Annotated in this window: 24 protein-coding genes, 1 tRNA gene and 1 riboswitch; of the genes, 15 read left to right on the forward strand and 10 right to left on the reverse strand. The window is 36.5% G+C overall.

Annotation, left to right across the window (positions count from 1 at the left end; translation table 11 throughout):
• Positions 1-102: 102 nt before the first annotated feature.
• From ABS768_RS08070 to ABS768_RS08080, 3 genes are read left to right on the forward strand one after another with little or no spacing between them, the layout of a single operon-like run.
• Positions 103-570, forward strand: a complete 468-nt coding sequence (locus ABS768_RS08070; RefSeq protein WP_408074455.1) for a hypothetical protein — start codon at positions 103-105, stop codon at positions 568-570.
• Entirely contained in the window at positions 567-1,190 is a 624-nt protein-coding gene (locus ABS768_RS08075; RefSeq protein ID WP_408074456.1) for a YiiX family permuted papain-like enzyme, read from the forward strand. The genes ABS768_RS08070 and ABS768_RS08075 overlap by 4 nt, the downstream gene beginning before the upstream one ends.
• A 2-nt stretch (positions 1,191-1,192) precedes the next feature.
• A complete protein-coding gene (locus ABS768_RS08080) occupies positions 1,193-1,627 on the forward strand; it encodes a hypothetical protein (protein ID WP_408074457.1) in 435 nt (144 codons plus the stop codon).
• Between the two features lie 19 nt (positions 1,628-1,646).
• On the opposite strand, the gene ABS768_RS08085 is transcribed toward ABS768_RS08080, so the two are convergent.
• From ABS768_RS08085 to ABS768_RS08105, 4 genes are read right to left on the reverse strand one after another with little or no spacing between them, the layout of a single operon-like run.
• Positions 1,647-2,585: an NAD(P)H-dependent flavin oxidoreductase gene (locus ABS768_RS08085; RefSeq protein ID WP_408074458.1), complete on the reverse strand. Its 939-nt coding sequence runs from the start codon at positions 2,583-2,585 to the stop codon at positions 1,647-1,649.
• A gap of 30 nt (positions 2,586-2,615) precedes the next feature.
• Positions 2,616-3,110 (reverse strand): DUF6438 domain-containing protein, encoded by a 495-nt coding sequence (locus ABS768_RS17885; protein WP_456264635.1) that lies wholly within the window; start codon positions 3,108-3,110, stop codon positions 2,616-2,618.
• Positions 3,037-3,552: a hypothetical protein gene (locus tag ABS768_RS08100; RefSeq protein ID WP_408074589.1), complete on the reverse strand. Its 516-nt coding sequence runs from the start codon at positions 3,550-3,552 to the stop codon at positions 3,037-3,039. The genes ABS768_RS17885 and ABS768_RS08100 overlap by 74 nt, the downstream gene beginning before the upstream one ends.
• Positions 3,553-3,562: 10 nt before the next feature.
• Positions 3,563-5,170 (reverse strand): S8 family serine peptidase, encoded by a 1,608-nt coding sequence (locus tag ABS768_RS08105; protein ID WP_408074459.1) that lies wholly within the window; start codon positions 5,168-5,170, stop codon positions 3,563-3,565.
• Between the two features lie 152 nt (positions 5,171-5,322).
• Here ABS768_RS08105 and ABS768_RS08110 point away from each other — a divergent pair, with 152 nt between their 5' ends.
• The 4 genes from ABS768_RS08110 (at position 5,323) to ABS768_RS08125 (ending at position 9,813) form a co-directional block, all read left to right on the forward strand.
• Positions 5,323-6,183 carry an EamA family transporter gene (locus ABS768_RS08110; RefSeq protein WP_408074460.1) on the forward strand — a complete coding sequence of 287 codons (861 nt, stop codon included), beginning with the start codon at positions 5,323-5,325 and terminating at the stop codon, positions 6,181-6,183.
• A 119-nt stretch (positions 6,184-6,302) separates the two neighbouring features.
• Positions 6,303-6,412, forward strand: a riboswitch (SAM riboswitch).
• Positions 6,413-6,561: 149 nt separating this feature from the next.
• Positions 6,562-7,740, forward strand: coding sequence for a trans-sulfuration enzyme family protein (locus ABS768_RS08115; protein ID WP_408074461.1), 1,179 nt, complete (start codon positions 6,562-6,564; stop codon positions 7,738-7,740).
• Positions 7,741-7,770: 30 nt separating this feature from the next.
• The gene (locus tag ABS768_RS08120; protein ID WP_408074462.1) at positions 7,771-9,009 is read left to right on the forward strand and encodes a homoserine dehydrogenase; all 1,239 of its coding nucleotides are present in this window, start codon (positions 7,771-7,773) and stop codon (positions 9,007-9,009) included.
• A 213-nt stretch (positions 9,010-9,222) separates the two neighbouring features.
• Positions 9,223-9,813 (forward strand): LURP-one-related/scramblase family protein, encoded by a 591-nt coding sequence (locus ABS768_RS08125; protein ID WP_408074463.1) that lies wholly within the window; start codon positions 9,223-9,225, stop codon positions 9,811-9,813.
• 41 nt (positions 9,814-9,854) lie between these two features.
• Here the strand turns inward: ABS768_RS08125 and ABS768_RS08130 are convergent, their stop codons facing one another.
• Positions 9,855-10,457, reverse strand: coding sequence for a DUF1684 domain-containing protein (locus tag ABS768_RS08130; RefSeq protein WP_408074464.1), 603 nt, complete (start codon positions 10,455-10,457; stop codon positions 9,855-9,857).
• 113 nt (positions 10,458-10,570) lie between these two features.
• Here ABS768_RS08130 and ABS768_RS08135 point away from each other — a divergent pair, with 113 nt between their 5' ends.
• The 6 genes from ABS768_RS08135 to ABS768_RS08160 all read left to right on the forward strand — a co-directional run bounded on the left by ABS768_RS08135 (position 10,571) and on the right by ABS768_RS08160 (position 17,997).
• Positions 10,571-11,794, forward strand: coding sequence for an MDR family MFS transporter (locus tag ABS768_RS08135; protein WP_408074465.1), 1,224 nt, complete (start codon positions 10,571-10,573; stop codon positions 11,792-11,794).
• Positions 11,795-11,912: 118 nt separating this feature from the next.
• Complete coding sequence (locus ABS768_RS08140) at positions 11,913-12,272, forward strand: BlaI/MecI/CopY family transcriptional regulator (protein WP_035132235.1); 360 nt, start codon at positions 11,913-11,915, stop codon at positions 12,270-12,272.
• A 1-nt stretch (position 12,273) separates the two neighbouring features.
• Entirely contained in the window at positions 12,274-13,548 is a 1,275-nt protein-coding gene (locus ABS768_RS08145) for a M56 family metallopeptidase (RefSeq protein WP_408074466.1), read from the forward strand.
• A 35-nt stretch (positions 13,549-13,583) separates the two neighbouring features.
• Positions 13,584-15,677: a M56 family metallopeptidase gene (locus tag ABS768_RS08150; protein ID WP_408074467.1), complete on the forward strand. Its 2,094-nt coding sequence runs from the start codon at positions 13,584-13,586 to the stop codon at positions 15,675-15,677.
• Between the two features lie 94 nt (positions 15,678-15,771).
• On the forward strand, positions 15,772-17,760 hold the full coding sequence (locus ABS768_RS08155) for a M56 family metallopeptidase (protein ID WP_408074468.1): 1,989 nt from the start codon (positions 15,772-15,774) through the stop codon (positions 17,758-17,760).
• Between the two features lie 96 nt (positions 17,761-17,856).
• Positions 17,857-17,997 (forward strand): hypothetical protein, encoded by a 141-nt coding sequence (locus tag ABS768_RS08160; protein ID WP_035131948.1) that lies wholly within the window; start codon positions 17,857-17,859, stop codon positions 17,995-17,997.
• Here ABS768_RS08160 and ABS768_RS08165 read toward each other — a convergent pair.
• A complete protein-coding gene (locus ABS768_RS08165) occupies positions 17,994-18,506 on the reverse strand; it encodes an adenine phosphoribosyltransferase (RefSeq protein WP_408074469.1) in 513 nt (170 codons plus the stop codon). The genes ABS768_RS08160 and ABS768_RS08165 overlap by 4 nt on opposite strands.
• 115 nt (positions 18,507-18,621) lie before the next feature.
• On the opposite strand from ABS768_RS08165, the gene ABS768_RS08170 reads away from it, so the two are divergent.
• A tRNA-Arg gene (locus tag ABS768_RS08170) sits at positions 18,622-18,695 on the forward strand.
• A gap of 36 nt (positions 18,696-18,731) precedes the next feature.
• Here ABS768_RS08170 and ABS768_RS08175 read toward each other — a convergent pair.
• On the reverse strand, positions 18,732-19,754 hold the full coding sequence (locus ABS768_RS08175) for an LLM class flavin-dependent oxidoreductase (protein WP_408074470.1): 1,023 nt from the start codon (positions 19,752-19,754) through the stop codon (positions 18,732-18,734).
• A 69-nt stretch (positions 19,755-19,823) separates the two neighbouring features.
• Positions 19,824-20,177 carry a winged helix-turn-helix transcriptional regulator gene (locus ABS768_RS08180; protein ID WP_408074471.1) on the reverse strand — a complete coding sequence of 118 codons (354 nt, stop codon included), beginning with the start codon at positions 20,175-20,177 and terminating at the stop codon, positions 19,824-19,826.
• Positions 20,178-20,281: 104 nt separating this feature from the next.
• Between ABS768_RS08180 and ABS768_RS08185 the strand changes: the two genes are divergently transcribed.
• Positions 20,282-21,025, forward strand: coding sequence for an SDR family oxidoreductase (locus ABS768_RS08185; protein WP_408074472.1), 744 nt, complete (start codon positions 20,282-20,284; stop codon positions 21,023-21,025).
• An 81-nt stretch (positions 21,026-21,106) separates the two neighbouring features.
• Here ABS768_RS08185 and ABS768_RS08190 read toward each other — a convergent pair whose 3' ends face one another.
• Both ABS768_RS08190 and ABS768_RS08195 read right to left on the reverse strand, forming a co-directional pair.
• Entirely contained in the window at positions 21,107-22,267 is a 1,161-nt protein-coding gene (locus ABS768_RS08190) for a hypothetical protein (protein ID WP_408074473.1), read from the reverse strand.
• A gap of 21 nt (positions 22,268-22,288) precedes the next feature.
• Entirely contained in the window at positions 22,289-23,806 is a 1,518-nt protein-coding gene (locus ABS768_RS08195; RefSeq protein WP_408074474.1) for a carboxypeptidase-like regulatory domain-containing protein, read from the reverse strand.
• Positions 23,807-23,874 lie beyond the last annotated feature (68 nt).

The raw sequence follows: 23,874 nt of genomic DNA on the forward strand, positions 1-23,874 counted from the left end.
AACAGAGATTCTTCCTTCGTCAGAATGACACTATTCCTGTAAAGGATTAATTTGAGACAACCTCTTTTTTTATATATTGCAGCATTGTAAACAACCACACCAATGAATAAATATCTTAAAGAAATACTATGGTTAATTATTTTATTAGTACCATGTGTGTTTCTCTACTCTTCTACAGATTCAACAATAGATATAAATGTGGGCGATACTTATTTTGTAATGGATCGTTTTTCACTAATTTTCCTTTTTATTGCGATACCGGGATTTCTTATTTACGGAATAAGAACCTTAATCAATAAATTCAGGGACAAGTTTATAAATATTGTATTTATATTATTTACTATACTAGTTGCCTTACTATGGATTGAAGCAATTATTATAAATGATAAACTTAGTTCATCAGGCGGATGGACTTTATACCCTCCTCTTAGTGCTCAACCTAAAAAAATTGAACACGAAGAATATTATTTTATAGCTAACCATACGATTATGATTACCTTAGAAGTAATACTAATTGTAATAGCATTATTCACTGCTTACAAAACAGGTAAAAACAAAAAATTATCATGAAAAAACTTTTCCTGTTACTGTTGATTTTTGTTTTAATCAGTTGTAAAAATGAGACTAATAGCTCCCCTGTTAATACAACTGAATTACATAATGGCGACATTATCTTTCAAACCTCATTATCGTCACAAAGCCAGGCAATACAACTGGCTACAAAATCAATTTACTCTCACTGTGGTATAATCTATAAGGATAACGGAGCCTTTTATGTGTTTGAAGCCATACAACCTGTACAAAAAACACCTTTAAACAAATGGATAGCCAGAGGTAAGGATAATTTTTACATTGTAAAAAGATTAAAGGAATTTAAGGACGGACTCCCAGAAGAGAAGTTAACGCTTATGAAAACAGCCGGAGAGACAATGAACGGAAAAAACTACGATCTTTACTTTGAATGGAGTGATGACAGGATTTACTGTTCTGAACTGATTTGGAAAATATACAAAAAGGCTGGAGTGGAACTTAGTGCTCCCGAAGAATTAAAAGATTTTGACCTTACCAACCCAGCGGTAAAACAGAAACTAAAAGAACGCTATGGAAGCAACATACCATTGCATGAAAAGGTAGTTTCACCCACCGCATTGTTTAACAGTAGCTTATTATATACTGTAAATACCAATTAAGAATGAGAAAAACAGTTATAACTACATTAATTTTATTTTTGGTGACATTTAGCCTCTTTTTTGTATGGGTAGCCCTTACCCCTGCTGATTTTGCCATGAGTGTAATTCCGGGATGGCATACAACCATATTACCTCCTCATTTTTTCCTTTCGTTTTTTATAACACCCTGGTTGCTGTTCACAGCATTAATTTACCTGTGGGCTTTTATAAAAAAATGGCCGCTTAACAGGCTATTGATCATAATCCATGTACTACTCAGCATTCCGCTACTTATAGTGTTTTTATATAAAACCGATGTAGACCTTAACTTATCTGCTGAAAATACGGCTTTAGTTTTTAAAGCTTTTTTCCTGGCTACAGTTGCCTTTGTTATAGCACAGATATTTTTTATGCTACAGCTTATTACAACCTATAAAAAATTAAAAGCCCGACACTAACTGCCGGGCTTTTATATTCTTATAGACTTACAGCTTCCTGTTTTGCCTTTTTAAAATCGGTTATAATTTCCTCTAAAATTGTTGCTGCGGGTTTTACCTCATGTATAAGTCCGGCAATTTGCCCAATTTCAAGTTCACCCTCTTCAAGGTCACCTTCAAACATCCCTTTTTTGGCACGTGCCCTACCCAGTAATGTTTTAAGCTCGTCTACTGTTGGGGCTTTGGTATATAAATCCATCACATCATGGAAAAACTTGTTCTTTATCAGCCTTACCGGAGCAAGTTCCTTAAGGGTAAGATGCGTATCGCCATCCTGTGCATTTACTATTGCCTGCTTGAAGTTATCATGCGACGACGACTCAACCGAAGCTGCAAAACGGCTACCCACCTGTACAGCATCGGCACCAAGTACCATAGCGGCAAGCATACCTCTACCTGTTGCGATACCACCTGCTGCTATAAGCGGAATTTGTAATTTTTCTTTCACCATAGGAATAAGCGTAAATGTAGTAGTCTCTTCCCTACCGTTGTGTCCGCCTGCTTCAAAGCCTTCGGCAACAACAGCATCTACCCCTGCTTCCTGAGCCTTTAGGGCAAACTTTACGCTACTTACTACATGTACCACGGTAATACCGCGCTCTTTTAACCATGCTGTCCATGTTTTAGGATTCCCGGCAGATGTAAATACGATTTTCACCCCCTCATCAACAATGATATTCATTATCTCCTCGATGTTTGGATATAGCATTGGTACATTTACACCAAAAGGTTTATTGGTTGCTTTTTTACATTTTTGTATGTGTTCACGCAGTACCTCTGGGTACATAGACCCCGCTCCAAGAAGGCCAAGCCCTCCTGCATTACTTACTGCACTTGCCAGTTTATAGCCACTGGCCCAAATCATTCCTGCCTGTATTACAGGGTATTCTATATTAAATAATTGAGTTATTCTGTTCATGTAAAATGAATATTTTTTTAAACTTTAAAACTACAAATTTTCAGACAAACGGCTTAAAAAATCGAACTTCTCTCTTACATCCATATTTATCATTACATCTGTACTGTTAGTATCTATATTAAACTTTTTTGCAATATCAGCAGGAACCTCAAACTCTTTCATATCATGCAACTGTCCTATTCTTATTAAAGGGAGGTAAGCCCACGCTAACTCATTAGGCCCCTGAGCCCCACAATCCCTAACAGTCTTTACTATTTTATTGTTTTTTATAAAATAAATACAAACACACTGCATACCATCTGTTACGTTATGTGCATAAGACTCCTCCAAGTTCATGTAATCTGCCCTTTTGAACCTTTCCTGAATACGGTTAAACCCTTCCTTACTAATTTTTGAATTGTTTAGTCCTAAATGTTTTACACTGTACCTGCCGCTAAATAACACATCTCCATTATTTTTTACAAGAAGCGTAACAACAGGACTGATACCAAAACACGGCGATGAATATAAAAAAAACAGCGTCAAAATCAGGAATCGTATCTGTTTTATATGTCTTTTTTACAAAAGTCCCTCCGTACCTATGTGTAGCATCTGTAGCTATTTTAAGTGTATCGGGAGTAAGTTTTTTTACTTTACAAAAACTCCATTTTTGGGTTGCCGGATTAAAAAGCCTCAAGCTGTCGTTTGATAAAGTATATTTAGACTCAGTACCAAAATAAATATAATATGCATTTGACCCGTATTTGGAATTTTCAGCACTTATAAAATGGGGTTTCTCACTATGAAATCCATATTTATCTTCAAAAATACTGTCAGTAAAAAACTCAAAACCTCTATTGTTAGCAAACTGGTTTGTAGTATCTATCGAGCTCCAAGTACCCAAAATAATATTTTGGGGCGTAAGTGTTTTTTCTTTTTGACAGGAAACTGATAAAATTGCAAATAAGAATAGTAAGGCGTATCTCATAAGTAAGGGTTTATTGCTTTATCAGCCTTCCGGTTTTGGATTTATCAGAAGATGACACCACATAGTTATATACTCCAAACGATAAACCACGTAACGATATTACTTGATTAGCAATGACTTCGTGCTGTAAAACAACCTGTCCTAAACTGTTATAAACTGTAACCGAAGCCTCATTCACATCATCCGGAAGAGCTATATAAAATACATCTTTTGTAGGGTTAGGGTATACTACAAAATCTTTTTTGGAAAGCTCCTGTACAGACAGTTCGTTTAATGCCAAAGCAAAATTAGGTATCCCATAACCGTAGTCATAATCCGGATTATCAAACCTGTCTGCTGAGCCCTTTATAAGATCCATAATCTCAGTATTGGTTTTATCAGGTAATGCCTGCCATAAACAGGCTACTAAACCTGCTGTGATAGGACTTGCAAACGATGTCCCGTTACCAAAACTTATCTCACCATCGGTTTTAGAGTAAATAGCAGCCACCCCCATTGCCATAACATCGGGCTTCAGCCTTCCGTCAAACGTTGGGCCTATACTGCTAAAGCTACCTCTTTGCTCTTCATAATTAACCGCACCAACGGTAAGTACATTGGCTGCATCGGCAGGAACCTCAACATAAGGTTTTTCGGTACTGCCTGTATTTCCGGCAGCATTTACACAAATCATACCACGAGTAAAAGCAATATTAGCTCCACGTGTTATAAATGCGGTTTGACCATCAAGGTCATCATACGTATAATCGTAATTGGGATTATCAAAATCATAATACCCCAGTGAGGTATTAATTACATCTACTCCAAGGCTGTCGGCCATTTCGGCTGCCTCTACCCAGTAAGATTCCTCCACAGGATTTTCAGATGTGGTATCTTCCGTTACAAAAAGGTAGTAAGAAGCATCAGGTGCTGTACCTACAAGCGCTCCTTCAACATAACCTCCCATGGTAGAAAGCACAAAGGTTCCGTGCTGATTACCGGTATAAAAGTCATCTGTCCCGGCAACAAAATTATATCCTCCCAAAATACGATTGTTATTCAACAGGTTTTGAAATGGCTGTGCTGTATTAACTCCAGGGAATCCAGAATCCAGTACTGCTATTATCATACCTTCTCCGGTATAGTCCTGCTGATGTAGTACCTGACCGTTAAGCATTTGTATCTGGGTAGTACTCATGCCATAATCAAAATCAGCCTGAACATCCAGTGTCTTGTTTACCTGCTGCTGCCTTGAGGCTATTGCAGGCCTTCCGGGGTTGTTAAGTGATTTATCGGCATACTCTATACTATTAACAAATTCCAGTGAAGTTAGTGCAGTTATATCATTTAGCTCCCCCCTTACATGCAGTGCATTAAGCCATTTTGACTTTGCCATTACCGTTATTCCGGTAGCAGATGTTACTGCATTTATATATTCCTGATGGATGGGAACATCAAGCTCATCAAGCTCAATACCCTGTGCTGTCCTGCGATCTAATGCACGTTGAGATAGCATTTCAAGCGGATTTTCAAAGTAATAATCTGCATCAGGTTTATCGGTAAAATACACCCAGGCATCCTCCTGAGCACTACATACTGCAGTAAATATAAGTAACAGTAATAGGAACTGCTTTTTCATTTTTTTAAAATTTTAACCATTCTTCCTAAAAGAATATACGCCCTGTAGGAGTTTATGGTTTATTCTTAATACGATTTCATAGCGGAATCAAATATACAAAAGATGCCTGCAAAAACTGAAAAGATAGTACTTTTGCCAAAATTCTTTTAACAATGTTATACCTCATTTTAAGTATTATATGCAGCGTTACCGTTGGTGTACTGTTTAAAACTGCAAAAAAATACCCTGTAAACATTAGCCAGATTGTAGCCTGGAACTATGTGTTTGCCGTAGGACTGTGCTATCAGTTTTTTAAACCCGATATGAGTACTGTAGATAGTAATGCCACATGGTATATTTATATTCCGCTAGCGGTACTGCTACCCTCTATATTTATATTTTTGGCACTATCTATTAAGCACATGGGGATTGTAAAAACCGATGCTGCCCAACGTCTGTCACTATTTATACCGATACTGGCAGCCTACTTTATTTTTAAGGAGAGTTTTACTACTTATAAAATTATAGGCCTGCTTGTAGGTTTCCCTGCTATAGCTTTGATACTTTCCAAAAAAGATGATAATAATGCCTCAAAGTGGTTTTATCCGGCTATCGTATTACTGGGGTTTGGCGTTATAGATATACTGTTTAAACAGATAGTCCTGCACAATACCATGCCTTACACCACATCGCTTTTTATAGTATTTTGCGGAGCTTTAGCAGTGGCATGGCTGTATGTATTTTTTAAACTGATTGTGAGTAAAGAAAAACTAGGTCTTATAAATTTGGCTTTCGGTGCACTGGTTGGGATTTTCAACTTCTGTAATATTCTTTTTTACCTAAAAGCGCATAAGGTATTTTCTGAAAATCCGTCGACTGTTTTTGCCGGAATGAATATGGGTGTAATTGTACTGGGCAGCCTTGTGGGGATTTTATTTTTTAAAGAAAAGATGTCAAAACTTAATTATGCGGGACTCATTTTAGCACTTTTTGCAATTATTTTTATAACACTGTCTCAGGTTCAGGCTCACTAAAAGCAAAAAAACACCAAATTCAAATGTTTGATTTTCAGTTAAATAAAAAATATTTTAAATTTTGTTTGGAAATTAAAATGATTGTACTTTAAATTTGCAGCAAGTTCTTTAGAAAATAATTCTTATCCAGAAAGACCGAGGGATTTGACCCTATGACGTCTTGGCAACCTGTTCATTAATTTGAATAAGGTGCCACATTCAACCACATGCAAATGTGGAAAGATAAGTTTAGAAATACGTAGATAATACTTCAATATATTATGTGCCTTTCTGACTTATCGGAAAGGCATTTTTTGTTTATGCACTTTCCGATAGACTGGTTTAGAATGTTTTTTAACAGGATTAAAAAAATTGTCAAATATTCTAAACAGCAAAAAAATGAGAGAGCAAACTTTAATTCTAAACAGCATTCCGGTAGATGAACTAACAGGATCAATCGCTACCCCAATTTACCAAACTTCAACATTTGTACAGGACGCACCGGGCGTTCACAAAGGTTACGACTATTCTCGCAGTAACAACCCTACGCGTAAGGTTCTTGAAGACTGTATTGCAGCACTTGAAAACGGTCACGGTGGTTTTGCTTTTGCAAGCGGACTGGCAGCTATCGACTCGGTTATAAAACTTCTTGAAGCAGGAGACGAGGTTATAGCAGTAGATGATATTTATGGAGGAGCTTTCCGCCTGTTCACTCACGTGTACCAAAAATTCGGGATCAAAATTAACTATGTAGATTCTACAAACGCTCAAAACGTAGCCGATGCGGTAACCGAGAAAACAAAACTCATCTGGATTGAGTCGCCTACAAACCCTACCCTTAAAGTATCGGATATACGTACTATCGCAAAAACAGCAAAAGAAAACAACATACTACTTTGCGTAGATAATACTTTTGCATCGCCGGTTTCTCAAAAACCTATCGATCTGGGTGCAGATATCGTTATTCACAGTGCAACTAAATACATTGCAGGTCACAGTGACCTGATTGCGGGTCTTGTGGTAACTTCTACACAGGAACTAAGCGAGAAAATCAAATTTATACAAAATGCATCGGGTGCTATTTTAGGACCATTTGACAGCTGGTTAGTAATCCGCGGTATTGAAACGCTTACCCTTAGAGTAAGACAACATGCTGAAAACGCTCAGAAAATTGCTGAGTACTTACAGGAAGAAAAACTAATCAAAAATGTTTACTACCCTGGCCTTAAAACACACCACAACCACGAGATTGCTAAAAGTCAGCAAAAATACTTTGGAGGCGTAGTCGCTTTTGACCTTGTAATTGATGATAAAGAACTGGCTTCACAAATAGTATCGGGCACTAAACTGTTTAAACTGGCTGAAAGTCTTGGAGGAATTAAGAGCCTTTGCTGCCTGCCATGTGAAATGACACACAAGTCTATCCCTGCAGAAAAGAGATACAGCTCCGGTGTTACCGATAGCCTTATACGTCTTTCGGTAGGTCTTGAAGATGCTGATGATCTTATTGAAGACTTAAAACAGGCTATTGCTACTGCTGTTAAGGCTAATGCGGATAAAGTTAGCGTAACAGCTTAATTAAACATCTTATAAAAGAAGAAATACAAAATGTCAAGAAAAAATTTAAATATAGGATTATTCGGTTTTGGTTGTGTAGGCTACGGCTTATATGAAGTGTTGGAAAAAACTCCGGGACTGAAAGCAAACATCAAAAACATTTGTGTTAAGGACAAAAACAAAGCTCGTCAAATAAGTGCCGAAAACTTTACCTATGACAAAAACGACATTCTTAACGACGAAGACATCAATGTAGTGGTAGAACTTATAGATGATGCCGATGCTGCTTTTGAAATTGTAGCAGCTGCCCTTAAAAAAGGGAAAGCTGTGGTATCTGCCAACAAAAAGATGGTTGCCGAACATTTTACCGAACTACTGGAACTACAGCGTGAATACAACGTGCCGCTTTTATATGAAGCTGCCTGCTGTGCCAGTATGCCCATAATCAGAAACCTTGAGGAGTACTATGACAACGATCTTTTAGAATCTATAGAAGGGATTGTTAACGGCTCTACCAACTATATACTTACCAAAACTTTTGCAGAAAACCTTTCGTATGAGTCTGCCCTTAAACAGGCTCAGGACAACGGTTATGCCGAAAGTAACCCTATTCTTGACACTGGGGGCTTTGATGCCAAGTACAAATTGCTAATATTATTAGCACATTCATTTGGTTACATTGCAAATCCTAACGACATATATAATATAGGTATAGATAACATTGGCGAACTGGAGCTTAAATATGCCCGTGAAAAAGGACTTAAAATTAAGCTGGTTGCTCAGGCATTCAAAACACCACAGGGTACCCTTTCGGCTTTTGTTATCCCTAAATTCGTAGGTAGCGATGACCGTTTGTTTACTGTAGACGATGTATTTAACGGAGTGCTAACCAAAACCAGCTTTGCCGATACCCATTTCTTTGTGGGGCGTGGTGCAGGTGCACATCCTACAGCCTCTGCTGTGCTGTCAGACATCTCTGCATTAAGCTACGATTACCGTTACGAATACAAAAAAATATACCAGGAAGAAAACCTGTTGCTTAGCAATGAGGTTACGCTTAAGGTACTGCTTCGCCATAAAAAAGAAGAGGCAGAAAGCTTAAAAGAATATTTTGACACTATTGAGGAGTCATATGCAAATCATGATTCCGGATACATAACAGGGAATATTTCCCTTGAAAATGTAAAAGCCCTGCACAGCGATAATCCTGCCGAAAGGTCTTTTATCTTATTAAATATTGAAAAAGAAAAAGAAACTCTTGCTCATGAATCTTTAATCGAAGCTAATTAATTAGTAGTTCTGATTATGTTTAGTTGAAAAGCCGTATCTGTTCCCGATACGGCTTTTCTGATTTAACCCTTTTCTTACCTCAAATAATAAGTTTTTACTTATTTTCGCCACGGCTGTTTTTACAGCAAACCAATCTTAAAGTGGAGTCCGGGAACCACTAAACAAACGGGGCATAATCCTGAAACGCCTTATAAGTAGGGACAATTTATTTTTATGAACTCAAACTTTTTTGAAACAAACAGTTACTTTATCGACGAGAAAGTAAACTTTTTTAAATTTGAAAACTGCTACCGGATTTATAATGAACAGGGAGCAAACATTGGTAGTGTAAAGCAAAAACTAAGTACCGGTCAAAAATTTTTAAGACTATTACTTAAAAAGCCTATGCTACCATTTTTACTGGAAATCAGAGATTCTGAAGACAGGCTTCAGGCATCAATATCAAGAGGGTGGACTTTTTGGATGTCTAAAATAACAATAACCAACCCACACGGTAAAGTAGTAGGAACTGTAAAGCAAAAGTTTAAATTTTTTAAACCTACCTTCAATATTTTTGACGCTTCAGATTCCCAAATCGCAAAAATAAATGGCGACTGGAAAGCCTGGAACTTCCATATTACTGATCCTGGTGAAAACCAAATTGGTGCCATTAACAAAAAATGGAATGGTGCTATGAAAGAAATTTTCACATCGGCAGATAAATACAATGTAACCATACATCCTGAATTTGCTCAAAACGATAACAAAGTAGCTATACTTGCCGGAGCAATTACAATTGATATGGTGCTTAAAGAAAGTAAATAAATACCATAAAAAAATCCTGAGCAATGCTCAGGATTTTTTTATTAATGCTTTTTATACTCCTTTACCCCTGCCTTAATTTCAACCAGTATATCATTTTGTTCCGGCGGTACCGGGCATGAAAAACTATGGTTATAGGCACAGTACGGATTATAGGCTGTATTAAAATCTATAGTAAGCGTATTTCCTGCAGGAATTTTAAGATCTACATACCTGCCTCCTCCATAACTTCCGTTACCCGATGTCAAATCAGTAAACGGCAGGAAAAGATAATCATTATACTCTTCCATTTTCATCATATCCATACTCTGAAAAACGTCCAGCTTTACCTCTTTCCCTTTTAGTGTAAAATGCAGTTCGCCATACTTCCTGTAACGTGGTTTCCTGCTCGTAGTGGTTTGCATATAAAAAGGTTTTTCATTTGGTGTTACAACCAGTTTGGCCTCTACACAAAAATCAGTATCTATAGGATAAAAATCCAGCGATTTAAACGTCTTGATATCTTCTTTAGTAAGCGGAGACTCATCTGGGTTAGCATACTCCTTATTCATCTTTTCCTGAAAAGCCAAGGCGTTTTCCTTTGAGCACTCCTGTGCTTTTGCCATAAAGCTTAGTAGTAATATTCCGTAAATTATTATATTCCTCATTATCTTATTATTGGTTTTATACAAAAGTAACCAATAACTTAAAATATTTTTATCGGGCAGTTAATATTAAGGACTCATTCCTTTGTATATTTGTGCTAAATCATCCCATTTACATGTTTCTTAAAGCCTTTAAGCGCTATATCAATAACTTCAAAGGGTTTTCCCGGGAGATATGGATACTAACGCTAATTACGTTTATTAATCGCGCCGGTACTATGGTACTGCCTTTCCTCTCTAAATACCTTAAAGAAGACCTGTGCTTTTCATACGGTCAGGTAGGTTGGATAATGGTGTGTTTTGGAGTGGGATCTATGCTGGGATCATGGATTGGTGGTAAACTGTCAGACAGGATAGGCTTTTATAAAGTAATGGTATATAGCCTTTTTACAACGGGGCTTTTATTTTTCGGTTTACAGTATGTAACTTCCTTTGTTGGGTTGTGTTTTGCAATGTTTGGTATTATGGTAATTGCCGATACCTTTAGGCCTGCCATGTTTGTATCTCTTAATACCTACGCCAAGCCCGAAAACCGTACACGTGCACTGGCATTGGTAAGGCTTGCCATCAACCTTGGTTTTGCTGCAGGACCTGCCCTGGGCGGACTCATAATCACAAATATTGGCTACAAGGGATTGTTTTGGGCCGATGGGGCTTCGTGTATAATCTCTATATTACTATTCTATATACTGGTTAAGGAGAAGAAAAAAGTAAAAGAACAGGAATCGCTTGTAAAAGAAGATATAACAAAACACGTATCAGTTTTTAACGATGGTACTTTCCTTTTGTTCCTGTTTACCAGTTTTGCAACAGCACTTATATTTTTCCAGATGTTTACTACCCTACCGCTTTACCACGGGGAAGTATACAACCTAACCGAATTTGAAACAGGACTTATTATGTCGTTTAACGGTACTATGGTATTTACCTTAGAGATGCCATTGGTGGGGTATATTGAAAGGAAAAACATATCTAAAATCAAAGTACTTTTATGGGGGTCAGTCTTTTTTGCCCTTGCCTTCTTTACCCTTTTAATTAATGTTTGGATAGGAGTACTCTTATTAAGTGTAATATTCATTACACTTGGAGAGATGCTGTGCTTCCCGTTTGCCAATTCGTTTGCTATGAGCCGTGCTCCCCGTGGTCACGAAGGGCGTTACATGGCACTATATACCATGACATTTAGTGTAGCCCATATATTCAGCTCCAAAGTAGGAATGCTTAATATTTCTTTATTTGGTTATAATACCAACTGGGCTGTTATGGGATTTTTAGGCCTGCTCTCTGCAGGGGCTATTCTACTAGTACAAAAGCGTTTAAAAGAAGAGTCACACGCTTAGCATAAACTTTTAAGGTATCTTTACACAATAAAAAACTATCGTTTTAGTTATATAACTATAAAAATAGTTGGTAAACTAGAAAAATAGTTTTAGCTTTGGATTATTAATTAAAGATGCCATGCAAAAATTAACTAATAAAGAAGAAGAAGTAATGCAGATTTTATGGAAGCTGGAAAAAGCTTTTGTGAAAGATGTACTCTTAGAGGTAAAAGAAAGTAAACCTCATTACAATACCGTTTCCACCATAATAAGAAACCTGGAGGAAAAAGGTTATGTAGATCATATTGCCTATGGTAACACCTACCAGTACTACCCTACTGTATCTAAAGAAGATTACCGCACAGGCTATATGAGTAATGCTATTAAAAACTACTTTAATAACTCATATAAGGGTATGGTATCTTTCTTTGCCAAAGAAGAAAAGATAAGCGCTGAAGAGCTACGCGAAATACTGAAAATGATAGAGAAAGAAGAGTAACATGGAACAGTTTTTTGTATATATGGCCAAAGCTTCAGGATTAATCGCCCTGTTTTATGCTGCGTATCATATTTTTTTACGAAAAGAAACTTTCTTTGTTTCCAACCGCTGGTTTTTACTCTCGGGCTTAGGTACGGCATTAGCACTGCCATTGGTGTTCTTTAAAAAAATTGTCTGGACAAATACTCCCCACTTACAGGAAGTAAATGTTATCGATGCTAATCAGTTACAACAGCTACAGGAAGCCCCATTTGCACTAACAAATTCAATAACCTTTAGCTGGCCTAATCTGGTTTTTGGAGTATACATTGCGGGAGTACTGTTTTTAACCATAAAGCTACTATTTAACATCATACAGTTAAAACAGGTAATTAAAAATCAATCTGTTGTAAAAGAAGGTCAATATACGCTAATAGACACCCAAAAGGTTAATGCACCATTTTCATTCTTTAATTATATAGTATACAACTCGGCCGTTTTGCAACCCAGTGAACTGGAAAGCATCATCTGCCATGAAAAAGTCCACAGCAGGCAATACCACTCGACAGATATGCTTATCGGTCAGTTAACAGCCATATTCTTTTGGTTCAACCCCATTGCATGGCTGTATAAAAGTTCGATCTCTCAAAATCTCGAGTTTATTGCCGATGCTGTTGCTACAAAACAAATAAACGACAGCACGGTTTACCAAAAAACATTACTGAAGGTTACACTTCAGTTACAATACATATCAATCACTAATAATTTTTATCAATCACTAATTAAAAAACGAATCGTTATGATGAACAAAAACAAATCCCGAAAAGCAAATGCAGTTAAATACTCATTAGTAATCCCTGCACTTGCAGCATTCATGCTACTTTTTCAGGTAAAAACCATTGCACAAAGTAAAGCTGTAAACAACGTTAGCAGCATTACGACTACTATACCGGCTACAGAAGCAGCTAAGGTTTTAATTTATGACATGTATGGTAAACAATGGTATGCCAACCAAACTGACGGTCAAAATAACATAACCGTTATTATTGATGGACGCAAAGTAAAAAACAACGATACAAACCTTAAACAAGGTATAGATATCGTAGCAGTAAATGTTTTAAAAGAAAAAAACACATTAGAGATAACTACTAAAAAAGCCAGTAAAAATGAAGCTTCGGGAAAAAGCTTCACTATTACTATAGACACTATGCCTGAGCTTAAATTTATGAGCTTTAACAAGTATAACGTAGAGCAACTAAAAAGCCTGGTTACACAGGAACTTAAAGAATTAAAATAAGAAACTCCCTAAAGTAAAATCCAAACAGGAATAACATGGAACAGTTTTTTACATATATGATAAAGGCTTCGGGATTAATCGCCCTGTTTTATGCCGCCTACCATATTTTTTTACGAAAAGAAACTTTCTTTGTTTCCAACCGCTGGTTTTTACTCTCGGGTTTAGGTACGGCATTAGCACTGCCATTTGTGTTCTTTAAAAAAGTTGTTTGGATAGACCCCGTCCCGCAACAGGAAGTACAAGTAATAGATGTTAGCCAGTTATTACAACTACAGGATAAAACACAACAGCTAGCACCTTCCTCTGTAAGCTTTAGCTTGCCTAATGTTATTTTGGGAATATATATGGCGGCTGTATCATTTTTAATCATAAGATTATTGTTGAATTTTTTATCGCTAAGACGGATAATAAAAAACCAGACCATAATAAAAGAAGGCCGGTACAAACTTATTGATACACCACGGGTAAATGCACCGTTCTCCTTCTTTAATTATATAGTATACAATTCGGCAGTATTGCAACCTAACGAACTGGAAAGCATTATTTCCCATGAAAAAGTCCACAGCAGGCAATACCATTCGGCAGATATGCTTATCGGTCAGTTAACAGCCATATTCTTTTGGTTCAATCCTTTTGCCTGGCTGTATAAAAGTTCGATTTCTCAAAATCTTGAGTTTATTGCCGATGCTGTTGCCACAAAACAAATAAGCGACAGCATGGCTTATCAAAAAACAATGCTGAAAATTACGCTTCAGCCGGAATACATATCAATCACCAATCATTTTTATCAATCACTAATCAAAAAACGAATCGTTATGTTAAACAAAAAGAAATCAGGAAAGGTAAACAGCTGGAAATATACTATAGTACTCCCTGTACTTATAGCCTTTATGATGCTATTCCAGATAAGGGTTATTGCACAGGAAAAAAGTACCGATAAGGCTGTGGAAGAAGTAAGCTATGAAAAGTTTAAAATGGCTCTTGAAATTACAAAAGATGCCACAGATAAAGAACTTGAAAAGGTAAAAGACCTGTTTAAAAAAGAGTTTGATGCAGAAGTTACCTTTAGCAACATAACCCGAAACAGTAACAATGAGATTACCGCAATTAAGGTTACAGTTAATAATGGTAGTCAGTCAAAAGTATACCAAACAAATAGCACGCAGCCTATAAACCGCTTTGAAATTGCTATAGAGAGTGACGAAAACACCGGCAATAAAATTGCGTTTAACACGCTGCCTGTAAACGATCAATACCAAAACTATGTTAACAGCTACTATCAGGACGAACCCGATATGATGGTTCCGCCTGCTCCTCCGGCACCACCTGCCCCTATAGCTCCAAATTCAATGATTGCTCCACCTGCCCCACCTGCTGCTCCGGGAATAAGTTATGGTAATCCTTCTTCACAAAACGGACTACAAATTATAAACAGTACCAATAAAGATGTACTGGTTATAGTAAACGGTGTAAAACAGCAAAAAGGCAGCACAGTAACCATACCACAGGGGCAAATTGTTAGTAATATAAATGTTATTACCGGCAAAGAAGCTAAAAAGAAATACGGGAGGGAAGCTAAAGACGGCGTACTGGAAGTAACTACACAAACAGGCGGAAGCTATGTTGTAAAAATGCCAAAAGGGGTTATACTGGACATGGACATGATTCAGGATTTCAACATAGACCCTATTAGCATGATGGATATTGAAGCTGTTGCCCAACTTGACGGCGAAATGGCCAAACGAGTAGAAGAACAGATGAAGCGCGTTGAGGAAATGAGTGAAGCTAACAGAAGTAGAATGAAAGTCGAAATTGAGAGAGGCATTGTTCAGCTACAAAGAGGTGAAGCTCAAATGGCCCGTGACAAAGAGAGGATTGAAAGAAGAATGATTCAAATAGAGGAAAGAAAAGAAGAACTAAAAGAAAGGCTTGAAAACCGTAGGGAACGCATTATAGAGAGAAATGGTGACATTGATAAAATGAAAGCTGAACAAAGAAAACAGATAGCGGAGGAAAGAAAGCAAATGCAGGAAATAAGAAAAGAAATGGAAGAATCCCGCAAAGAGATACAGGAAGCCAGAAAACTAATGCAGGAAGAACTCGAGAAAATAAATAATGAAAAAGAATAAATCTTTATTGTTAAAGTTAGTTAAGCAACAGTAATGATGGGGAATACAGTTTAGCTCTGTATTCCCTAAAAAACCAATCTAAAAAAAGACTGCCATGGAGAACCTTACCATCTATATGCTGAAAGCATCAGGGATAATTGCATTATTCTATATTGCCTATATACTGTTTTTAAAAAAAGAAACCTTTTTTACAGCTAACAGGTGGTTTTTACTCTCCGGACTCTTTACTGCTGTATTTTTACCCTTGCTTACCATTACAAAAACGGTAACTGTAGAGCGTACTTATACTCCTTCTCAAATACTATTAACTCCAACAGAAAATTATACCCCAGCAGTAGTCGAAGAAACTTTTAACATTAACTGGTATTATGTACTGGCAGGAATATATATACTCATATCAACCATATTGCTAATTCGTTTAGTGATAGATTTATTCAGGATAAAAACGATAATAAAAGGCAGCAACGGCAAAAAGGAAAAACAATATACCATTATAGATACCACTGGTATTACACTACCCTTCTCCTTTTTCAGCTATATTGTTTATAATTCGAGTGCAGTTAAACAAGACGAATTAAACAATATCCTGAAACACGAAAAGGTACACAGTAGCCAGAAACATTCGGCAGATATTATAATAGGTCAGTTGTTTAGCATACTATTTTGGTTTAATCCGTTTATGTGGTTGTACAAAAAAACAATATCACAAAACCTTGAGTTTATTGCCGATGCCGAAGCCTGTAAACAGGTGGCCGATAGGAAAACTTATCAGAAAACACTACTTAAATTTACTCTAAATGAGGAATATATGGGAATAACCAATCATTTTTATCAACCATTAATCAAAAAACGTATCATGATGTTAAACACGCCTTCATCTAAAAAAATAAATACATTTAAGTATGCCTTCATATTACCATTTATGTTTGCCTTTGTTTTTCTTTTCCAGATAAAAACAGAAGCCCAAATCAAAGAAACAGAAAACCAAACTGTTCAACCCGAATCGCAAAACAAGATTCATGCATTAGAAATAACTAAAAATACTAGTGATGAAACCCTTAAGGAAGGAATCAAAAAACTGGAAAAAGCTACCGGATGTACTTTTACATTGAATGCACTCGACAGAAATGACAACGGCGAAATTTCCAATATAGCTTTAACTATTACCGGAGCGGCTAACGTTAAGTCATGGAGTACTTCAAAGAATACGGGGCTAGATCCTTTTTTACTTACTGTTGAGAAAAATGACAAAGGGGAATATTTTGTTGAAATGGAAAAAATACACTACGGTTCTGCCGGTGAAACTCAAATAGGTATCCCTCAACAACACAATAGCCCTAAAACCGGTAAAAATGCCGTTATTATAAATACAGCAACCGATACCGTAAGCCAAAACGGAGTGCGTAAATTTACTTACTATACTACAACTGTAGACACTGCTTTTTACGACAGGAATACCTCACAAGATATAAATACATCAATATCCCAAAGAGTAAGTGACAACCAAACGGGGAGAATACGTAAATATATTACCGTACAACAAACCGAAACTAACCATAATATGGTTAATGCACATGATGCCTTAATATTTATTGATGGTAAAGAAGCTACCACCGAAATGGTTAAAAATCTTAAGCACGACAACATTGCAGCAATAAATGTAAGTAAGGATATAGATAAAAATATAGCCAAATATGGTGAAAAGGGCCGAAATGGCGTTATTATGGTTACTACCACTAAAGAGAAACCTAAAACAGTGACTATTACTACATCAGGCACGGAGGAAGAATCTAACATTAATGCAATTTCGAAAGAACAGCAAAACAGTGCATTAGTGGTAATTAATAAAAATGCAAGTGATAAAACTCTTGAGGACTACAAAGATGTACTACAAAGAATGGGAGTAACCGTAAAGTATAAAACAGTAAGAAGAAATAAGGCAGGTGAAATTGTTAAACTGAAAGTAAGTATTACCGACGATAAGAAAGAGACTTCAAAATCGCTAACATGTCAGGATTCAAACGGTATATCAAACATTGCCATAGGTAAACAAAACGGTGAAGTAAAAGCATTTATTCAATAAGAAACCACACAAAAAGAGAAATCATATATTTTACTTAAAAGACTGTCAATCAAAACAGTCTTTTTTTATATTTGATACAACCAAAATCAGCTCACCATGTTTAAACTACTGGCAAAACTCAACAAATGGCTGTTACCCAATTACAGCAAACAACAACTTGATCTCAGCAAAGCTACCAAGTTTCAAAAAGCAATAATTGCCTGGAAATACTACGTTACCATACACGCACTGGATTAATATACCAATGGCGAATAAATATCATATTTGCTTATTTTATTCCTCCCGTTAAGGAACGACAGTTCCATCAAAAAGTTACACTGTACAATTTCGCCCCCCAGTTTTTCTACCAGTTCGCAAACCGCTGCAGCAGTACCTCCTGTAGCCAGTACGTCATCATGTATAAGCACCCTGTCCCCTTTCTTAATTCCGTCAACATGCACTTCAAGGGTATCCATACCATATTCCAACTCATAAGATGACGAAATGGTTTCATAAGGCAGCTTGTTAGGCTTTCTTACAGGTACAAACCCTGCATTAAGCTCATAAGCCAGTAAAGTAGCAAAAAAGAAACCACGACTCTCCACCCCTATTACCTTATCAATGTTTTTATCTTTAAGGCTGTTTAGTAATAATTGCACGCATTCCTTAACCGCATTGGGGTTTCCTAAAAGCGGAGTTATATCTTTAAACCCTATTCCCGGTTTCGGAAAATCCTGAATGTCACGTATATAGTTTTCTAATGCCATTTTTTTTCAATTTTATATTCATTTGGGTTTGCAAGTTAATCAATAATCCCTATATTTGCACCCGCAAAGAACGATAAGCCAATTGCTTTATTTTTGGCACATCGGGAAGCAAAAAGGCCTCGTGGCGCAACTGAATAGCGCATCTGATTACGGCTCAGAAGGTTACAGGTTTGAATCCTGTCGAGGTCACAAAAAAAGCCCATACATTGTATGGGCTTTTTTATTTTATACTATTACTTTATTTCGCTCGTCCATTATCTCAGACAATATCTCATAAGATTTAACCCTGTCATTATAGTCATAAAAGTTAGACACAACCATAAGTTCATCCACTCCTGTTTCATTAAGGAACTTATCTACCTGTTTTGCAACGGCTTCTTTCCTTCCTACAAAAGAGTATTTAAGCATTTCACGTACCGCTGGGTTATGCTGAATCATCATCAGTTCATCTGTCATTTCCATTGGTGGCTGTAATGGTTCCCTTTTCCCTGTAAGTATTCCTAAAAACATCCTGATTAGTGAAGTAAAGTTTCTTTCGGCTTCATCATCGGTATCGGCTGCAATTACATTAACTCCTGCAAGAGTGTAAGGTTTATCGAGGTATTCAGATGGTTGGAACTCTTTCCTGTAAATATGCAGTGCTTCTTCCAGCAGACCTGTAGCAAAATGACTTGCAAAAGCATACGGCAGACCCATTTTTGCAGCAAGATGTGCACTATCCAAGCTGGAGCCTAAAATATACAACGGTACATTAACCCCTTCGGCTACAACAGCACGCACCTGCTCCCACTCACTCTCTGTTGAGAAATACTGTTGTATTTTCTCTATTTCAGACGGGAAACTATTAACCGACTGCATTCTGTCACTCCTAATGGCATGAGCCGTTACCTGGTCGGTACCCGGTGCTCTTCCTAACCCTAAGTCAATACGGTTAGGGTACAGCCTGCCCAGTGTACCAAACTGTTCTGCTACAATAAGCGGTGAATGGTTAGGCAGCATAATACCACCCGAACCTACCCGTATCGTTTTAGTATTTCCTGCTATATGCCCTATTAGTATTGAAGTGGCAACACTGGCTACATGTACCATATTATGGTGTTCTGCCAGCCATAGCCTTTTGTACCCCATTTCTTCGGCTTTTTGTGCCAAAGCAACACTGTTTTTAAATGTTTGTTCTATAGTAACCCCTTTCGATACAATGGCTAGTTCAAGTATCGAATAGGCAATTTTTTTATTTATTGTTTCCATAATTTATCATGCATCTCTGCAACTATTCTTTTTAATATCGTTTTGACTCAACATTCTTAGTGAGCTTAACTAAACAATATTACTTTCTCCAATTATTACCTGCCTGTGTTTTGCCCCCCATGCAGCAAGGTCATGAATAAGGCTTTTAAGGGACTGCCCATAATCTGTAAGGTTGTATTGTACCGATATTGGTTGGGTATCTAAAACAGTACGTTTAACAAGCTTATTTAGTTCCAACTCCTTTAACTCCTTACTTAATTGCTTGTTAGATATACCGTTAAGATCATTCAGTATATCTGAAAAGCGCCTTTTATTGTAATAACACATGGTAGATATAATGGATATTTTCCATTTCCCTCCTAACACATCCATAGTATCGTGAATGGCCATGATTTCTTTTTTGTGGCAAATATTTTCTGTCATAAGTTACCTGGTTACTCTAAAGTTACTGTTACTTTTAGTTACAAAGTTACAATAATAAATTAATACAGTTTACTTTTGTACTGTTAATAATTAAAAATCAAAAAATGAGTTTAGTAAACAAGAACGTAGTAATAACCGGCGGAAGTACCGGGATAGGTTTAGCAACTGCAAAAGCATTTATCAATGCAGGAGCAAACGTACTAATAACAAGCAGAAGTGCCGAGAACCTGCAGAAGGCTTCGGACGAAATCAATAACCCCAATTTAAAGACTTTAGTGTCAGACACCTCAAACCTTGAGGGTATCTCGGTTTTAGAAAAGTTTGTTGCAGAAAGCGGCAAGAAACTGGATGTACTTTATTTAAATGCAGCAATTGCCACATTCGGACCAATTGCAGAAACAACCGAGGCCGATTTTGATGCACAGTTTAACACTAATGTAAAAGGGCATTATTTTACATTACAGAAATTAATGCCACATCTGGCAAATGGTTCATCTGTTATATTTACTTCATCAATAGTAGCAACAGCAGCCTGTATAGGAACCAGTGTATATTCTGCTACAAAAGGAGCTATCAACAAAATTGCCCAAATTGCAGCAAACGAACTGGCTGAAAGAAAAATACGCGTGAACCTTGTTAGTCCGGGGCCAATACAAACTCCGGGGCTTGACAGTGTGGCAAATGCCGAAGCTAAAGAAAACCTGGCAGGATCTACCGCACTGCAACGATTAGGTAATGCCGACGAAATTGCAAAAACTGTAGTATTCTTATCTTCTGATGATGCCAGTTTTATAAGTGGTACAGAGATTACTGTTGACGGTGGTGCTATTACATATATGCTGAAATAATAACGCATTTAATTTCACAAAAATAAAGCCCATATATTGTATGGGCTTTACTTTATACTGATATGATATTCTTTTATAATTCTAAGAACGCACAAAAGCCTTGAGTTTAAATTTTATATCCTTTACTTCGTTTCCCTGTTTTATTTTAAGAAGTAAATTATCATTAACTTTAAGCGAATCCAAAAACTCATCAAGATCAATATCTTTAACAGGAATATTGTTTACCTGCAGGACCAAGTCATTCATTCTAATTCCTTTTCTGTAAGGTTCGGTATCTGTAACAATACCACTTACAATCCAATATTCACCTTTGTTTAAAAAAGAGATACCACGAAATAGTTTGTTGTCGTTTTTATTGAAGTTTTTATTAGGCTTTACCCATACTTTTTCCTTTTGATGATCAAAAATTATATTAAAATCATCCAGCAAATCGTTACCTATAACCCCCATGTAATCAGGGCTTGCTAACATTCCAAGAGAGTCTCTTGAAACTGTTGCAATAATGTTCTTAATTTTAAAATTACCTAATTCGACAGCTTTGAGAGGTAAAAAACATCCTTTTGTGTCGCCCCCGAAACCTCCTTTAGCTAAAACCTCTTTTTTATCAGTCGCATTATAAACCCCATCGGTCATATATACATGACTATTCAAAATAGTTTGGGTACAACCGGTATCAAGCAGAAACTTTCCCTTAATCTTTTTTTTATTTTTAAGCGTTATTGTTAAAGGAATATAAATACGATTGTCTTTAAACTCTGCATCTACAGGTTTATAACCTTTAACCGAATCGGTAAATATGATTTTTTGTGAAACATAATCTAACATATATGGCTTTTGCTCAAAAGTATTAAGCCCCGAGATACCATCTACCGGTTCACCTAACAAACCTTTAAAATCGTACATTATTGTTAAAGTAGCATAACGATATTCATTATTAGCAAATTCAAAATCAATAGTATCGGTTATTACCTGACCTGTTGATGTTGAATTACCTATGCCTTCTATTTTAATATCTTTAGTTGAAGTACCAAGACCGTTTTCTTGAAAAAAAAGAGAATCAACGCATATTCCATATACTCCTGTATCAAATATAAAATTACCGTATACTTTATCCTGCACCTTAACATCAAGGTACAAGTGACCATTGTATCTAAGAGGTATTGAGTTTGAAGATACTACTTTTTTTGAGCAGGAAACAAGAAAGAAAAATGATAAAAAAGAAAAGAAAAAATATTTATTCATAACTCGGTTGATGTAAAATAATTACTGTGTAACATTTTTAAATTGTTTCATCTCTTCAAGAGGTTCTATCGATGTAAATTCCTTCCATATATCCGGACTGTAACCATCTACCGTTTCATATTCAAAATCCTTTTCTTCAAGAGCATCAAACTCTGCTTCGGTTATAGCCGATTTTGATACAAAACAAAACTCCTGCCTGTTTAAAACATTCATTTCAACCTTTACCTCAAATTCAATTTTTTCCTTGCCTCCGTTAGTTATCTCAATAAACTTTAAAGGTCTGTTAATGTAAACATATTCTCCCGATTCTTTTGAAGCGTATTTTAGGTAATAACCTCCTTCTTCACTTTCTTTAAAAACAAGGGTACCCCTACTTACATTTTCAAGCTGTTTTATACCTAAAATAAACTTTAGGTTTATCCCACCAAGTTTCCTGCCATCGGCAAGCCCATAATCAGCTCTTATTACTGCATAATCCTTTTCGGCTATATATAAGGTTCCGTTATATTTGGCACGGCGTTTTCCCGGCCTGAATTTTATTATAAATACCCTTCCGTTATCTCCGTCTTCTGTTACTCCGACAAAACTGTACTTATATATCTCATTATTCTTTACAAAATCAAGATTACTACTGTACTGCAAGCTGCTTCCCGACCTGAAAATACTAATCTCTGAGGTTACATCCTTCAGGTTATTTTTCTCTTTCGTAACATCATCAGTATCAAAACTATTATGGGAAACAATCGTATCACGAGTACCAAACCATCCGCTTTTTATTCTGTAATACTTTTCGGGATCAAGGTGGGTAAATAAAATTTTTGCTCCGGTTTCCAGCATATCGTTTAATGATATAGGGTTGCTGTTATCCCTTAGTTTTACTGCTTTTATAACCTGATCTCTGGTAAGAAACCCTATTTTACCCTTTACCATTTTTTTTGTCATATAATGGTCAATAAGTACATCGGCAAATTCTTTGGGTGGATTCGCTTTAATTGTAGATATAAACGTCTCCAGCTCTTTATTAGCCTCTTTAATCTCCTCTTTACTGTATTTGGTAGACTGGCTTATTTTAGCTTCAGCCTTTGCTGGGGTTATTGCAGCCGAACTTCTGTAAAAAAATGTTGTTTTATTATTACTGCCGTAAAATTTATAATTGTTTTTTAAATTATTTTTAACCGATGCCATAATACTGTCGGCATTCATACTGGCTTTAGATATATAAACCGTTTCCAGTTTAAACGCACCGGGTTTTAACCTCACAGTACCATCATTGTTTTTTAAATCTCTAACTGTTAAATACTGTGTGTAATACCCTAAGAAGGAAACAGTAAGCATAGTCGCATCATCTGCATTTTTTTCAGGAACAGTAAATCCGCCCTCGGTATTACTCATTATGCTATTGGAATCGTTTATCTGTACATCGGCAAAAGAGAGTGGTGCACCTGTTTCTGAATCTATAATCCTGCCCGAAACACTTTGGGCTACAGCAACCTGAAATCCTACAAGGCATAACAGGGCTGTTAATGCATTTTTCATCATTTTAATTAAGTGTGGTTTGTTAATTGGTTTTCGCTTAAACTAACGCTGTACAAAGAGTTTTTGTTGTA

It is taken from the genome of Flavobacterium rhizophilum, assembly GCF_046000485.1.
Classification (GTDB): domain Bacteria; phylum Bacteroidota; class Bacteroidia; order Flavobacteriales; family Flavobacteriaceae; genus Flavobacterium; species Flavobacterium rhizophilum.

What these genes read in the sequence shown, in the direction of transcription:
- ABS768_RS08070 (WP_408074455.1), top strand. Translation starts at nt 103, where the DNA reads ATGAATAAATATCTTAAAGAAATACTATGGTTAATTATTTTATTAGTA.
- ABS768_RS08075 (WP_408074456.1), top strand. Translation starts at nt 567, where the DNA reads ATGAAAAAACTTTTCCTGTTACTGTTGATTTTTGTTTTAATCAGTTGT.
- ABS768_RS08080 (WP_408074457.1), top strand. Translation starts at nt 1,193, where the DNA reads ATGAGAAAAACAGTTATAACTACATTAATTTTATTTTTGGTGACATTT.
- ABS768_RS08085 (WP_408074458.1), bottom strand. Translation starts at nt 2,585, where the DNA reads ATGAACAGAATAACTCAATTATTTAATATAGAATACCCTGTAATACAG.
- ABS768_RS08100 (WP_408074589.1), bottom strand. Translation starts at nt 3,552, where the DNA reads ATGAGATACGCCTTACTATTCTTATTTGCAATTTTATCAGTTTCCTGT.
- ABS768_RS08105 (WP_408074459.1), bottom strand. Translation starts at nt 5,170, where the DNA reads ATGAAAAAGCAGTTCCTATTACTGTTACTTATATTTACTGCAGTATGT.
- ABS768_RS08110 (WP_408074460.1), top strand. Translation starts at nt 5,323, where the DNA reads ATGTTATACCTCATTTTAAGTATTATATGCAGCGTTACCGTTGGTGTA.
- ABS768_RS08115 (WP_408074461.1), top strand. Translation starts at nt 6,562, where the DNA reads ATGAGAGAGCAAACTTTAATTCTAAACAGCATTCCGGTAGATGAACTA.
- ABS768_RS08120 (WP_408074462.1), top strand. Translation starts at nt 7,771, where the DNA reads ATGTCAAGAAAAAATTTAAATATAGGATTATTCGGTTTTGGTTGTGTA.
- ABS768_RS08125 (WP_408074463.1), top strand. Translation starts at nt 9,223, where the DNA reads ATGAACTCAAACTTTTTTGAAACAAACAGTTACTTTATCGACGAGAAA.
- ABS768_RS08130 (WP_408074464.1), bottom strand. Translation starts at nt 10,457, where the DNA reads ATGAGGAATATAATAATTTACGGAATATTACTACTAAGCTTTATGGCA.
- ABS768_RS08135 (WP_408074465.1), top strand. Translation starts at nt 10,571, where the DNA reads ATGTTTCTTAAAGCCTTTAAGCGCTATATCAATAACTTCAAAGGGTTT.
- ABS768_RS08140 (WP_035132235.1), top strand. Translation starts at nt 11,913, where the DNA reads ATGCAAAAATTAACTAATAAAGAAGAAGAAGTAATGCAGATTTTATGG.
- ABS768_RS08145 (WP_408074466.1), top strand. Translation starts at nt 12,274, where the DNA reads ATGGAACAGTTTTTTGTATATATGGCCAAAGCTTCAGGATTAATCGCC.
- ABS768_RS08150 (WP_408074467.1), top strand. Translation starts at nt 13,584, where the DNA reads ATGGAACAGTTTTTTACATATATGATAAAGGCTTCGGGATTAATCGCC.
- ABS768_RS08155 (WP_408074468.1), top strand. Translation starts at nt 15,772, where the DNA reads ATGGAGAACCTTACCATCTATATGCTGAAAGCATCAGGGATAATTGCA.
- ABS768_RS08160 (WP_035131948.1), top strand. Translation starts at nt 17,857, where the DNA reads ATGTTTAAACTACTGGCAAAACTCAACAAATGGCTGTTACCCAATTAC.
- ABS768_RS08165 (WP_408074469.1), bottom strand. Translation starts at nt 18,506, where the DNA reads ATGGCATTAGAAAACTATATACGTGACATTCAGGATTTTCCGAAACCG.
- ABS768_RS08175 (WP_408074470.1), bottom strand. Translation starts at nt 19,754, where the DNA reads ATGGAAACAATAAATAAAAAAATTGCCTATTCGATACTTGAACTAGCC.
- ABS768_RS08180 (WP_408074471.1), bottom strand. Translation starts at nt 20,177, where the DNA reads ATGACAGAAAATATTTGCCACAAAAAAGAAATCATGGCCATTCACGAT.
- ABS768_RS08185 (WP_408074472.1), top strand. Translation starts at nt 20,282, where the DNA reads ATGAGTTTAGTAAACAAGAACGTAGTAATAACCGGCGGAAGTACCGGG.
- ABS768_RS08190 (WP_408074473.1), bottom strand. Translation starts at nt 22,267, where the DNA reads ATGAATAAATATTTTTTCTTTTCTTTTTTATCATTTTTCTTTCTTGTT.
- ABS768_RS08195 (WP_408074474.1), bottom strand. Translation starts at nt 23,806, where the DNA reads ATGATGAAAAATGCATTAACAGCCCTGTTATGCCTTGTAGGATTTCAG.